Raw genomic sequence first — 13,053 nt, 5'->3', positions numbered from 1 at the left:
TCGTCGATTGTTTGAGTCACGTTTGGGTATGGATCGACTACACGGCGTTCTCGTTGAAGACGAAGTTGACCACCTGCGTCGCCACGTCGTCGCGGACCGCACGCCGGACGTGGGTGTAGATCTCACGGGTGGTTCGCTCCGACTTGTGGCGCAAACGTGCGCTCACAAGTTTCGAGTCGATTCCCGCTTCCCACATCAGTGTCGCGTGCGTGTGACGCGCGTCGTGAAAGCGGATGACCGACAGGCCAAGCTCGGCCGCGCGCCGCTTGAACGTGTCGGCGACGCCGGACGGCCGGACCGGGAAGCCGTCCAGCGCGGTGAAGACCCAGTCGTCCGCCGGGTCGGGCGCGCCGCGCCACGCGACACCGGCGGCGAGCCGCTCGCGGCGCTGCTGGCGGTGCAGCTTCTTGAGCAGACCTGCCGTCGTCTCGTCGATGGACACCTCGGCCGCGGACGCCTCGTTCTTCGTGCCACCGGCGATGACGTCGGTCCGGCTGACGTAGCGCACGCTGCGCGCGATCGTGACGGTGCGGTAGTCATCCGCGAAGTCCGACCACCGCAAACCACACACCTCGCCGCGGCGGAGGCCGGCCAGCAGGGCGAGGCGGTACAGGCAGTGCAACCGGTCGGCTGCCGTCCGTCCGAGAAATTCGATCACCTCGTCTCGGCCCCACACGGTGGCGTCGAAGCGCGTCCGCTCCGGAAGCTCGATGCCGTTGCACGGGTTGTACGCGATCAAGCGGCGCCGCTTCCTGCCGTGGTCCAGGCACATCCGCAGCAGGCCGAAGTAGTAACCCTGGGTGTTGGTCGACACGATCTTCGGTGAAGTCCGGGGATCCAGTTCGTCGATAGGTACCGGAAGCCCGGCCTCGCGCGCCTCTTCGATTTCGACGTTGCGGGCGTCGTAGAAGTCCAGGACGTCGGCGATGTGCTCGTCGGTGATGCGGTCGACGGACATGGAGCCGAGATGCGCGCTGAACACGCGAAGCCCGGCACGGTAGTCGTCCTTCGAGCGCGGCTTGAGCTTCCGCTTGGACTTGAGCCAATCGTCGATCAACTCGTCGAGCGACATCGTCGGCGCGGTCGGGTCGATGCCCGCCCCGAACTTCCGCCGGGCCTCCTCGACAGACGGCAACGTGCCGCGGTGCTTGGTCCGTTCGACGATCATGTCGGCGATGCGGACGCGCGTCCGGTCGTCGTGGCCGGCCACGTCTAGCAGTTCGCGAACGTGCTCCAGCGCCTTCGTGGCCGCCGTGCTGGTGTCGTAGCCGTGCCGCTGGACCTGGTGGTCCTCGCGCACGCTGGTGTCCAGCCGGATCGCCCACCACCACTTCCGGTGATGCGGCTTGTTCGGCTTCAGACAGGGCGCGCCTTCGGCACCGTCCGTCCGGATGAAACGGTCGTGCTTACCCTTCGTCGACGGGCAGTCACAGACCCAAGACACACTTCCCCTTGATCTCAAATTCCTCACACTCCTAGGGCTGACGAAAAAGTGCCATTAAATCGTGCGTCCAACGATCTAATAGTACGTTGTCCAAATCTGTGGTACGGTTACGTTGCTGCACGTACCGCTGGTTCACCAGCGAGGCGGGCGCCAGGATTTACGACCACTGACCGCTAGGAAGAAGCTCGCACCACCTCGGTGAGGCGGGTAGGCCCTTCTTCCTGGCGGTCGTCGTCGTTTGTGGACCCTGTGAGACAGGGAAGACCATGCCGAAGGCGATGGAAAGCTTGAAGAGGTGGACGCCCGAGGAAGTCCGGGCGCTCGGCACCGTGACCGACGTCGGGACGGCCGGCGAGATTCTCGGCCTGACCAGGGGAGCGGCGTATCACGCCGCGCGCACCGAGCAGTTCCCGGTCGAGGTCCTGAAGATCAGCAAGCGCCGGTGGGTGGTTCCCATCGCGCCGTTGCTGCGCGTGCTCGGGATCGACGAAGGCTCGGAGGTGAACTGATGAGTGAGCCACGCGAGCCGAAGTCGCAAGGAACTTCGTGGCGGAAGCGGGCCGCCGACTCGTTCAGGGAAATGATCTGCGTCGATGGCGCACGCTGGGTAAAGCGTGAAGATGCGACAGCGGAGGACATCCGGCAGGCGCAGGCATACCGGCGGAAGATCCGTGACTCCCAACTCCCACCCCACCGCCGTTCGGCGACTCGACGGCGCGACGCCAAGCGTCACGGAATGGTGCCGTTCGAATGCCCTACGTGTGGCGGCATCGAGTTCGGCATCGACCGTGATCGAGACGGCACGTCGATGGAACTGGTGTGTTTGGAGTCTGACTGCGACTTCCGCGGAACATGGCCGTGAGGCGCGCGTAGCGTTCGCAACGAAAAAGCGACCCCGCAGCAGGCGGGGTCGCTTTCAAAGATAACCATCGACCGGCGAAATCGAAAGGCTCTCGCTGTGAATAGTACGCCCTACGCTGATGGCGCTCTCGGTGAAGCCGACTGGCCGGCCATCTGCGCCGAAGTTCAGGGGCTCCCGCTGGCCGACGCGGCACTGTTCTACGCCGAACGACTGGGCTGGAAGGTCTTCCCGCTCCAGGTTGGGAAGAAGATCCCGATCATCGAGCGATGCTCTCGCGGCGGCTGGTCCAGCGGGTGCCGCATGGAGTGCGGCGAGGACGGTCACGGGCACCACGACGCGACGTCCGATCCGGACAAGATCCGCGCATGGTGGGCGCGGTGGCCGGACGCGAACATCGGGCTTCACCCCGCGGCCTCGGGCCTCTACGTGATCGACGTCGACCCGCGGCACGACGGCCTGGCCTACGAGAGCTGGCCGGTCTGGTTCGACGAGTCGATGCCCATCAGCCTCAGCCAGTCGACGCCATCCGATCCGGACGGTGCTCACGTCTTCTTCGCCGCCGACGGGGTCGGTGATCGCGTCCGCGGCGACCTGGGCGAGGGCATCGACGTCAAGCACAACGGCATCGCCGTCCTGAGTCCTTCGCGGCGACCCGAGGGCACCTACACCTGGACCGTCGCGGCGGCTCCCGCCCGTTCGGACGTGGTAGATGGTCTCGTGGCCCGAGGTGCGGGTCTCGCCACCCTGGGCGCGGCGAACGACGGCGACGAGTTCGACTGGTACGGCGTGCTGGCCGCGGATGCGATCCCGGCCGGCCACCAGGACGACCTGCTCTATCGGGCCGCGTGCTCACTGCGCGCGCGTGGTCAGACGGACTCCTTGGCGGTACCGCAGCTCCGGGCCGTCGTCGCGAAGTTCGTCAACGAGCCGGGCAGGGAGCCGTGGACGCCGGAGCACGCCGACCGGAAGTGGGCGGAGGTGAAGGCGTCGAAGCCGGATGGCCGGGCCGCGGCGGCGGCGGAGCTGACGCCGATCATCGAGGCGTTCCGGGTCCGCGAGTCGGCGGAGGACCCCGAGACCGACCCGTCCGCAGACGTGGAAGTACGCACCTCCTCCGGCGTCCTCGATCTGGCCGACGTCGACAAGCTGAAGACGAAGGACGAGTACCTGGTCAAGCACGTGGTTTACCGGCCGGGGCTGACCTTCATCCACGCCGCACCCGGCGTCGGGAAGACGTTCTGCGCGTTCGACCTGGCGCTTCACGTCACCCTGGAGGGCGACGACTTCGCACGATGGTGCGGGCACCGGACCGGCCGGCCGACGCGGGCCGTGTACTTCTACGGCGAGGGCGCGTCCCGTGTCTGGAAGCGTCGGGACGCCTGGTTGAAGTTGCGCGGGATAACGCTGGATGACCTGCGCGGCCGGATCGACATCCTGCCGATGCCCCTGCCGCTGACCAACGTCGACGCCGACAAGCTGAACGAACTCGCCGAGATGATCACGGCGGGTGGCTACGGCCTGGTTGTCGTCGACCCCTGGATGCTGTCGGTGGCCGGTGCGGACGCCAACCAGCAGAATGAGATGTCGCTGGCGCTGAAGAACGCCCTGTGGCTCAAGGACACGACCGGAGCCGCGATTGTCGTCATCCACCACGACAACCGGCAGGGGACCTTCCTGGGGTCGATGGCCGTGGACGCGTTGGCGGATACGCGGATCCACGTCAAGCGCTCCGGACAGGGTGAGGAGCGCCGGTTGAAGCTCTACCTGGAGAAGCAGCGCGACGACGAGGACGGCCTGTTCGCGACGGCGCGCCTCGAGGTCGTCGAGCTCGGGCTCGACGAGGACGGGGACCCGGTCTCGTCGTGCGTGTTCGTGCCGGTGACCGACGAGCAGCTGACCACGGAGGAGCGGCAGCAGCGGCGGGCGCTGACCGACCAGCAGGCGGTGACCCACCGCATGTGGCGCTACCTGCTGGAGCACGCCGACGACGAGGAGCCACCGGCGGTGACGCACCTCGCCCAGAACAAGAAGGACTTCGACGGGACCGAGAAGCAGCGGCGGGCGGCCCTGGAGTGGCTGCGGGAGAAGAAGCTGGTCCGGTCGGAGGACCACGTCGGCCGGCGTGCCGACGGCCGCCGCAAGACGTACCAGAAGGTGGTGCCGATGCCGGGTGCGGCCGAGCTGTTCGATCGGCTGGCCGCGGACGACATGCCGGGCCTGGACGGGCTGTGAGAGCGACCGCCGGCCGGAGATCGGGTTGGATCTTCATCGGCGCGCTCTCAACCGCATCTCCGTCCGATCGAACGTCTCGATCGCATCCTCAACCCGATCGCCGGAAATCCGGACTGACCTCGGGAAAGATGCGATTGAGTGATCAAATTACATCCTCAACCAGACGAGCAGCGGAACGCCCTCTCTCGATGTAATCGAGAGGGCGCGACGTCTATACAACCCGTTGTTCGATTCCATCTACGAGACGGACGATGGCCGGCCGGTGCGGAACGCCGGAGAGCTCGGAGAGAGCCCGGGCGCCAGAGTCCAAAGTAGACGCCTTGCACGGTTACCATTGTTCTATAATGAAGAATGCGTGCGAATGCCACGCTGGATAACACGTGAATTGCTCTTTTATCTTTAGTTGAAGCTAATTGCAAACCTGCTGGTTGTGGTGATTTGTCCCTAATCAGCGGTTAGGAACTGGAATGCCACGAGCACGAGCAATTGCGCCGATGAAGTGCGTCGCGACGTCGCGGCGGACCGGGAACCGGTGCGGCAACTGGGCCCGGCCGGGCACGACGGTCTGTCGTCTTCACCTGGGCAACGCACCGCACATCAAGGAGAAAGCCCTGCAGCGCCTGACACTTGCGGAACTGATGCGCGCGAACCCGCGCCCGTTGACGGAGGCCGTCCTGGATCACGTGCACACGCTGGACGCGATCGCGCAGGACGCACGGCTGGTCGCCATGGAGGAGGGCGGGTTCACCGCGGCGAACGTGCAGAAGGCCGTGGATACCGCGACGGCCGCGTTGCGCGCCGACAAGCTGGCCATGGACATCGGCGTGACCAAGCTGGTGCTGGACAAGGCGCGGGCCGACGCCGCCCTCAGCGGGGAGGTGGTGGCCGGCGCGCTGGTCGCGATCAAGGACAAGCTGATGGAGTTCTTGGTGCCGCTACCGGATTCGCGGACCAGTCCGCAGGCGTACGCACGCGCGATCCAGTTTCACGAGGCGTTCGCCCGCTGGATGTTGGAGGCCGCGCACGCCGCCGTGACCGGGCACGAGATCCCCGACCCTCCCGCCCCGAGTCTGGCCGTGGCGCTGGTTGAGGGGACGTCCGGCGTCAACGTACCGGCCTGGCCGGCCGACGTCGCAGACGAGGACTCAGGGCCTGTCGATGCTGAGGTCGTCGACAATCCAGACGTGCGCGAGCTGAGCCCAGACGAGGTAGCCAAGTTGGTTGCGGAGCTGGACGCCGACCCAGAGCCTCCGCCCGTGCCGCCGCGGCCGGCCAAGGTCGCGCCGCTCCGTCCGTCCGCATCGGACGTTCCCTACAAGAACCCGATGCTCCAACGAATCTATGACCCGCAGTAGCAGGAACTGCACGGCCTCATTAAAACAATGAAGCCGTGCAGTTCTTTCGATGCCATTGCTCGGGTCCGATGTAGACCGTCCAAAGCGGACCCGTCTTGTGGGAAAGCTAGTCATAGAAAAGTTGCCCGTGGGAGACGCCCCACCGAACGTGATCCACATCGCGTACGCGATGGCAACGACCGTCGCGACGATCAGCACCCAGAGGACCCACCACGGGGCGCGGATGTCTGGACGTCGCGGTCTGCGTTGGCGGACCGGACGGCTTCGCCACCGGTCCGCCCATCTTGCGCCGAAAGCTAGGATGAACATTCGCTTCTTCTCCTCGCAGAAGTCGCGAAACGGCCCGCCCGGTGCGCGAACACCGAGCGGGCCATCTCTTGGGGTGCGGCGCGCGGACTCACTCCCCGACTTGGCCGAAGCCCGTCGTTTTCGCGGCCGCGCGCCGCAGATCGTGGGCTACTCTTGGCCGAGCGCGTCCAGCACGGACGCCGCGAGCTTCTTCTCCGCCGCGGTCACCTTCGGACGGCCAAGGACCGCGTCGAGCAGCGACCGGACAGACTCGATCGTGTTCTGCATCGTCTGCATGTCGACGACGAGCTGTGCCTTCGACGGTCCGGCTGCGACGCGCATTGTGCGTTCAGGCAGCTTCGCCAGGCCGGTTTCGATGTTCGTCAGCGCGGTCTCGATGGCGTCGACGTGCTCCGCGTAGCCGCCGCGGCTGGATTCCTGGAAGCGCCAGACGGCGTACTCGCCGCTCGTACCCTCGATGCTGATCAAGGACGCGATCTGCGGTCGTGTCCATCCGGCTTCCTTCGCCCGCATCAGCCGGACGGCGATCGACTTCCGGATCTTCTCGTCCGCGATCGGTCGACCCTCGCGCTTCGGCGGCATCCGCTTGGTGACCGCGGTGGTCGTCGCCGGGACCAGTTCGGTGCCGGGCTGCTGCTCAGGCTTCGTCTGGACGGCCGTCTCCGTCGCGCCCGGTCGTCGCGACGCCCGCGTCGTCGCGACGGCCGTACGGGTGCGTCGTGCCCTCTTGGGCGGGTTCTCGGTCTGCGCGCGGTCGGCGCGAGGGTCGCCGGTCTTGGCCTGCTTCGTCGTCATCGTCTGTTCCTCTGGTCAGTGGTCCGCGGCGTCGTGGTGACGCTGCGTGACTACGCAACCAAAAGCGATGACATAAGTACACCACCATGTGTAACACGAAGATGACGATCGGTCACCCCGCCGACGATCGACGGGGCTCGGTGATCAGCGTCCGAGGACCGAGACCATCCGGGTCAGGAGGTAGGTACAAGCCCAGCGTGACTCCGTGCCCTTGGGCTGGATCGCGCCCTTGGCAAGCTTGGGTGCGAGCTTCCGCGGTTCGGGAATGGTCGTCGGATCGTCGGCACCGGCGAGCGCGGTCTTCCAGTCGAGCTGCGTGAGTCGGGAGATCTCGGACGCGACGATCAGCCGTCGAACCTTCGGGTCGTTCTCCAACACCTGGATGACGAGGTCGGCATTCTCTTTGCCGGGCAGCTTCGCGATCACGGACAGCGAGTTCGTGCGTAGCGTCGCCGTGTCACCCTCGACGGCCCAGCGGCGGAACCACTCGGCGGCCTTCTCCGAGACGACCGAACCCAAGCTGACGTCCGTTCGGTGCGCGGTCGGCGTGGTGCGCAGCGGACCTGGATCACCCTTCTCGACGCCGGCCAGCAGGGTCGCGCGGCTCGCCTTGTCAACGATCAGCAGGTTCTTGTGGGTGATGTCTTTCCGCCACATGTCTACGCCCAACACCCTCTCGTATGCCGCGATCAGCTCCGGCGTCGCCGCGCGCTGCTCATTCTCGACCATGCCGAGCAGCGACTTCGAGAACTTGATTCGGGTAGCCATCTCAGCTAGGGATAAGCCGACGCCTTCGCGTTCGGCCCGCAGCCGGTACCCGGGCACGGTCTCGGGTGTGGACATTCTGTGGACACCTATCCCGTTCAACTCACGCTGTGCACTGGCGATGCTACAGAGGTGAGCCGTCGAACTGGAGAGCTGATGCCCGCCGTTATCCACGTGGACCTGAGCGCCGTGCACCCGGTGATCGACGGCTTCTGGCATCGCACGCGGCTGACCGCGATCCCGAACCCCGGCCAGCCGCTGGTCATGCTCTGCGGCATCCAGGGGTCAGCGGCGTTCGAGTCGGTGGCCAACCGGACGGCGCGCGGCGTTCCGCACCAGTGCCCGAACTGCGAGCGGATCTATCGTCAAGAGCGCGGCATGGCTCCAAGCCCGATCAGGCGGAGGACGTGATGGGCTGGTGGATCCGCGACGACGGCACCGAGATCACGGAGGACGAGGACGGCGTGATCGTCGTCGTCGACGACGAGCCATCCCAGTGACGCTCTGTGGTCTGCACCGCTCCCGTTACCTGACCAGTTGTGTGGAAGAACGCACCGGTGACCGTTGGGTTACCGGTGCGTTCTTTGATTGAGTTCTGTTTATCCGGCGGACCGCGTCCGCGCCTCCTCCGAAACGATCGGCTGGTCGGCGCGGTCGCACGCGATGGCGCGTTGATAACACCCGCTTAGGACGGTCGCGGCGAGCCCGGGCGCGGGTGCACGACCCGCGGGCAGTGCCGATAACCTCGTGCGCGGCAGCCGCGCAGGAGTTCACGAAGAGGGAGAACACAGTGGGACGGTCGGTTCTGGTCACCGGGGGCAACCGGGGCATCGGTCTGGCGATCGCCCGGGACCTCGCCGAGCAGGGGCACCGGGTCGCCGTCACGCACCGTGGTTCGGGCGCGCCCGAAGGGCTCTTCGGGGTCCAGGCGGACGTCACCGACACCGAGCAGGTCGACGCCGCGTTCAAGCTCGTCGAGGAGCACCAGGGCCCGGTCGAGGTCCTCGTGTCCAACGCCGGCCTGACCGACGACACGCTGCTGATGCGGATGAGCGACGAGCAGTTCGAGCGCGTCGTCGACGCCAACCTGACCGGCGCCTTCCGGGTCGCCAAGCGCGCCTCCCGGGGCATGCTGCGCGGCAAGTGGGGCCGGTTCGTCTTCATCTCCTCCGTCGTCGGCCTCTCCGGCTCGGCCGGGCAGGCCAACTACGCGGCGTCGAAGGCCGGCCTGGTCGGGTTCGCGCGCTCGCTGGCCCGCGAGCTCGGCTCGCGCAACATCACCTCGAACGTGATCGCGCCCGGGTTCGTGCACACCGACATGACCGACGAGCTGCCCGAGGCGCGCAAGAAGGAGATCCTCGCGCAGGTGCCCTCCGGCCGGTACGCCGAGCCGTCGGAGATCGCCGCCGCCGTGCGCTACCTGGCCTCCGACGAAGCCGGTTACGTCAACGGCGCGGTGCTGCCCGTCGACGGCGGCCTCGGCCTCGGCCACTGACTCCCCGCACCACCCGAACAAGACTTGGAGGACCCGTGCCCGGACTGCTCGAAGGCAAGCGCCTGCTGATCACCGGCATCATCACCGACGCGTCGCTCGCCTTCCACGCGGCCAAGATCGCGCAGCAGGAGGGCGCCAAGGTGGTGCTCACCGGCTTCGGCCGCATGTCGCTGGTCGAGCGCATCGCCAAGCGGCTGCCCGAAGCGGCGCCGGTGATCGAGCTGGACGTCACCAACCAAGAACACCTCGACGGCCTCGCCGACAAGGTCCGCGAGCACGTCGACGGCCTCGACGGCGTGCTGCACTCGATCGGCTTCGCCCCGCAGACCTGCCTCGGCGCGCCGTTCCTGGACGCGCCCGCCGAAGACGTCAAGACCGCGATCGAGATCTCGACGTACTCGTACATGTCGCTGGCGAAGGCCTGCCTGCCGCTGCTGGGCCGGGGTTCGTCGTACGTCGGCATGGACTTCGACGCGCGCGTCGCATGGCCGGTCTACAACTGGATGGGCGTCGCGAAGGCCGGGCTCGAGTCGGTCAACCGGTACCTGGCCAAGGAGCTCGGGCCGCAGGGCATCCGCGTCAACCTGGTCAGCGCCGGCCCGATGAAGACGATGGCCGCCAAGTCCATCCCGGGCTTCGTCGACCTGGAGGACGGCTGGGGCGAGCGCGCGCCGCTCGGCTGGGACAGCACGGACCCGGACCCGGTGGCGAAGAGCGTCTGCGCGGTCCTGTCGGACTGGCTCCCCGCCACCACCGGCTCGATGATCATGGTCGACGGCGGGGTCCACTTCCTCGGCGTCTGAGCCTCACACGGTCGCGAGCTCACGGTCGTCGCTGCGCTGGACGGCGGCGGCGACCGTGAGCGCGACCACCGTGGCGAGGCCGAGGGCGATGCCGGTCCAGGCGACGCTCGGGAAGCCGAGCCCGGCGTCGATCGCGACCCCGCCGAGCCACGGCCCGGCGGTGTTGCCGACGTTGAACGCCGACGTCGTGCTCGCCCCGACCAGCGTCGGCGCGTCACCGGCGGCCTGGTAGGCGCGCAGGTTGAGGGCCGGGTTGGCCCCGAACCCGGCCACGCCGAAGGCGAGCACGGCCACGACGGCGACGAGCGCGTCGGTGGTGAGGGCGAGCACGAGCAAGGCGGCCAGCGCGAGGGCGACGCAGCCGTAGAGCGTGGCGAACGGCCGCCGGTCGGCCAGCCGGCCGCCCGCGCTGATCCCGATCAGCGCGCCGACGCCGAACAGCGCGAGCACCCCCGGCACCCACTGCGCAGGCAGGCCGTCGGTCTCGGTCAGCAGCGGCGCCAGGTAGCTGAACGCGGCGAAGATCATGGCCTGGCACAGGGCGATCACGCCGAGCGCGAGCCAGACCCGGCCCCGGCGGAACAGCCGCAGCTCGCGGCGGACGCCCACCGCGTCGCCGGTGGTCTCCGGCACCAGCAGCGCGACGCCGGCCACCGCGACCAGCGTCACCACCGCCACCGCCCAGAACGCCGTCCGCCAGCCGGCGTGCTGGCCGAGGAAGGTGCCGGCGGGCACCCCGGCGATGTTCGCCACGGTCAGGCCGCCGACCAGCACCGCCATCGCGCGGCCGCGCCGGTCCACCGGCACGAGCGCGATCGTCGTCGCCAGTGCGACGGCCCAGAACCCGGCGCAGGCGAAGGCGGCCACGACCCGCATCGCGAACAGCAGCGCGTACCCCTCGGCGAGGGCGCCGACGACGTGCGCGACGGCGAACACGGCCAGCAGCACCAGGAGCGTGCGGCGGCGGGGGAGGCGCAGGGTGCCGATGGCCAGCAGCGGCGCCCCGACGACCATGCCGACGGCGAACGCGGAGATCAGCAGCCCGGCGTCGGGGATGCTGACGTGCAGGTCGGCGGCCATGCCGGGGAGCAGGCCGGTGATCATGAACTCGGACGTGCCCAGCGCGAACACGCTGAGCCCGAGGACGAAGACGGCCAGGGGCATGAGGTCCCTCCCGGTTGTGTATCGGTCAGTTCAAAATCAGGGCAGGTTTCGTCGCGGTCGTGCGGTGCTCAGCGAACGAGGGCCGAAAGGGCGATGTCCGCGACGGCGTGCATGCTGCCGGGGCTCGTGCCGCGGCGGGCCATCACGCGCAGACCCGAAGTGGTGCTCAGCAGGAACTCCGCGACCTCGGCCGGGTCCAGGCCGTCGCGGAGGCTGCCGTCGAGCACGCCCTCGCGGACGCACTCGGTGAACATGGCCAGGTTCCGGTCGGTGTCGGCGCGCAGTGCGGCGCCCACTTCGTCGTCGGGCATTCCGAGTTCGGCCAGGGTGTTGACCACCAGGCAACCCCGGCGGCGCTCTTCGAGGTCGTCCTGGATCGCGCTGTCCAAAACCGCGGCGAGCCGCTCGGCCGCGGTGCCCGGGCCGTCGAGGATCGCCTGCCGCTTGTCCAGCTGGGTGCGGGTGTAGTGCGTCAGCGAGCGCTCGAACAGGGCTCGCTTGCTGGTGAAGGCGTTGTAGACGCTGCTGCGGCCGAGCCCGGTGGCCGCGCACAGGTCCTGCGTCGAGGTGGCTTCGTAGCCGCGCTCCCAGAACGCGTGCATCGCCTTCTCGACGGCGGCGGTCTCGTCGAACTCCCGTGGCCTGGCCATGCGAGGACCGTACCACGGTTTTGTACTGAACGATTCATAACCGGCCCGGATCGGCGTGCGGGCCGCCACATCGGCAAGATGTCGGAGGTGGGATACGACGCGTTGCTGTGGCTTTCGTTCGGCGGTCCGGAAGGACCCGACGAGGTCATGCCGTTCCTCGAGAACGTGACCAGGGGCCGTGGGGTGCCGCGCGAGCGGCTCCTCGAAGTCGCCGAGCACTACCAGCACTTCGGCGGGGTCTCGCCGATCAACCGGCTGAACCGCGACGCGATGGCCGCGGTCGAGAAGCAGCTCGCGGCGGCCGGCATCGAGCTGCCGGTGCGCTTCGGCAACCGCAACTGGCACCCGATGGTCGAGGACACCCTGGCCGCGCTGACCTCGGAGGGCGCGCAGCGGGTCCTGGTGTTCCCCACGAGCGCCTACGGCGGCTACTCGGCGTGCCGCCAGTACGACGAGGACATCGAGCGCGCCCGCGCGGCCGTCGGGGCCGGCGCCCCCGAACTGGTGAAGATCCGCCAGTTCTTCGACCACCCGCTGTTCGTCTCGGCGGTCGCCGACGGCGTGCGCGCGGCCCACGCCTCGCTGGGCGACGAGCCCGGCGTCCGCACGGTCTTCACCGCGCACTCGGTGCCCGAAAGCGCGGACCGCGCCTCGGGCCCGCCGTCGGAAGGCGGCCGCCGCTACTCGCGCCAGATCGCCGAGGCGGCCCGTCTGGTGGCGGCCGAGGCCGGCATCGCGGAGTACGACGTCGTCTGGCAGTCCCGGTCCGGGCCGCCGCAGGTGCCGTGGCTGGAGCCGGACATCGTCGACCACATCGACGCGCTGCACGCTTCGGGGGTGCCGGGGGTGGTCGTGTCGCCGATCGGGTTCGTGTCCGACCACCTCGAGGTGATCTGGGACCTGGACAACGAAGCGGCGGAACGCGCGGCCGAGCACGGGATGGCGTTCGCCCGCGCGGCGACGGCGGGCGGCGACCCGCGGTTCGCCGAGCTGGTGGTCGAGCTGATCCGCGAGCACACGCACGGGGTGGAACCGCGGAAGCTGTCGTCGTTCCCGGTGGCGGGCTGCACGGTCAACGGGGCTCCCTGCGCGATCGGCTGCTGCGAACCGGCGAAGCGCCCGGGCCGCTAGCGTCGCGCGCCGCAGGTTCGGTGACGCTCAGCGAGCCGGGCCCGAGCG

13 protein-coding genes are annotated in these 13,053 nt (G+C 68.4%); 8 read left to right on the top strand and 5 right to left on the bottom strand.

Going from position 1 to position 13,053, the window contains the following annotated elements; genetic code table 11:
* Positions 1-37 precede the first annotated feature (37 nt).
* Positions 38-1,300 carry a tyrosine-type recombinase/integrase gene (locus tag ACLJPY_RS47685; RefSeq protein ID WP_410597634.1) on the bottom strand — a complete coding sequence of 421 codons (1,263 nt, stop codon included), beginning with the start codon at positions 1,298-1,300 and terminating at the stop codon, positions 38-40.
* A 410-nt stretch (positions 1,301-1,710) separates the two neighbouring features.
* Here ACLJPY_RS47685 and ACLJPY_RS47680 point away from each other — a divergent pair, with 410 nt between their 5' ends.
* The 4 genes from ACLJPY_RS47680 (at position 1,711) to ACLJPY_RS47665 (ending at position 5,893) form a co-directional block, all read left to right on the top strand.
* The gene (locus ACLJPY_RS47680) at positions 1,711-1,953 is read left to right on the top strand and encodes a hypothetical protein (RefSeq protein WP_410597633.1); all 243 of its coding nucleotides are present in this window, start codon (positions 1,711-1,713) and stop codon (positions 1,951-1,953) included.
* Complete coding sequence (locus ACLJPY_RS47675) at positions 1,953-2,306, top strand: hypothetical protein (protein WP_410597632.1); 354 nt, start codon at positions 1,953-1,955, stop codon at positions 2,304-2,306. The genes ACLJPY_RS47680 and ACLJPY_RS47675 overlap by 1 nt, the downstream gene beginning before the upstream one ends.
* Before the next feature lie 96 nt (positions 2,307-2,402).
* Positions 2,403-4,538, top strand: a complete 2,136-nt coding sequence (locus tag ACLJPY_RS47670) for a bifunctional DNA primase/polymerase (protein WP_410597631.1) — start codon at positions 2,403-2,405, stop codon at positions 4,536-4,538.
* A gap of 494 nt (positions 4,539-5,032) precedes the next feature.
* Positions 5,033-5,893, top strand: coding sequence for a hypothetical protein (locus ACLJPY_RS47665; RefSeq protein WP_410597630.1), 861 nt, complete (start codon positions 5,033-5,035; stop codon positions 5,891-5,893).
* 456 nt (positions 5,894-6,349) lie between these two features.
* Here the strand turns inward: ACLJPY_RS47665 and ACLJPY_RS47660 are convergent, their stop codons facing one another.
* Together ACLJPY_RS47660 and ACLJPY_RS47655 are read right to left on the bottom strand one after the other, a co-directional pair.
* The gene (locus ACLJPY_RS47660; RefSeq protein ID WP_410597629.1) at positions 6,350-6,997 is read right to left on the bottom strand and encodes a hypothetical protein; all 648 of its coding nucleotides are present in this window, start codon (positions 6,995-6,997) and stop codon (positions 6,350-6,352) included.
* Between the two features lie 144 nt (positions 6,998-7,141).
* Positions 7,142-7,840, bottom strand: coding sequence for a helix-turn-helix domain-containing protein (locus ACLJPY_RS47655; protein WP_410597628.1), 699 nt, complete (start codon positions 7,838-7,840; stop codon positions 7,142-7,144).
* Between the two features lie 3 nt (positions 7,841-7,843).
* Here ACLJPY_RS47655 and ACLJPY_RS47650 point away from each other — a divergent pair, with 3 nt between their 5' ends.
* The 3 genes from ACLJPY_RS47650 to fabI all read left to right on the top strand — a co-directional run bounded on the left by ACLJPY_RS47650 (position 7,844) and on the right by fabI (position 10,060).
* Positions 7,844-8,173 carry a hypothetical protein gene (locus tag ACLJPY_RS47650; protein WP_410597627.1) on the top strand — a complete coding sequence of 110 codons (330 nt, stop codon included), beginning with the start codon at positions 7,844-7,846 and terminating at the stop codon, positions 8,171-8,173.
* Between the two features lie 379 nt (positions 8,174-8,552).
* Entirely contained in the window at positions 8,553-9,257 is a 705-nt protein-coding gene (fabG, locus tag ACLJPY_RS47645; protein WP_410597626.1) for a 3-oxoacyl-ACP reductase FabG, read from the top strand.
* A 35-nt stretch (positions 9,258-9,292) separates the two neighbouring features.
* Positions 9,293-10,060 (top strand): enoyl-ACP reductase FabI, encoded by a 768-nt coding sequence (gene fabI, locus ACLJPY_RS47640; RefSeq protein ID WP_410597625.1) that lies wholly within the window; start codon positions 9,293-9,295, stop codon positions 10,058-10,060.
* A 3-nt stretch (positions 10,061-10,063) separates the two neighbouring features.
* On the opposite strand, the gene ACLJPY_RS47635 is transcribed toward fabI, so the two are convergent.
* Positions 10,064-11,224 (bottom strand): Cmx/CmrA family chloramphenicol efflux MFS transporter, encoded by a 1,161-nt coding sequence (locus ACLJPY_RS47635; RefSeq protein ID WP_410597624.1) that lies wholly within the window; start codon positions 11,222-11,224, stop codon positions 10,064-10,066.
* Between the two features lie 68 nt (positions 11,225-11,292).
* Positions 11,293-11,874: a TetR/AcrR family transcriptional regulator gene (locus tag ACLJPY_RS47630; RefSeq protein WP_410597623.1), complete on the bottom strand. Its 582-nt coding sequence runs from the start codon at positions 11,872-11,874 to the stop codon at positions 11,293-11,295.
* A gap of 87 nt (positions 11,875-11,961) precedes the next feature.
* Here ACLJPY_RS47630 and ACLJPY_RS47625 point away from each other — a divergent pair, with 87 nt between their 5' ends.
* Positions 11,962-13,005 (top strand): ferrochelatase, encoded by a 1,044-nt coding sequence (locus ACLJPY_RS47625; RefSeq protein WP_410597684.1) that lies wholly within the window; start codon positions 11,962-11,964, stop codon positions 13,003-13,005.
* Positions 13,006-13,053 lie beyond the last annotated feature (48 nt).

This window comes from Amycolatopsis sp. lyj-23 (genome assembly GCF_046549135.1).
Lineage (GTDB): Bacteria > Actinomycetota > Actinomycetes > Mycobacteriales > Pseudonocardiaceae > Amycolatopsis.
This window is presented reverse-complemented; position numbering and strand designations above follow the sequence as displayed.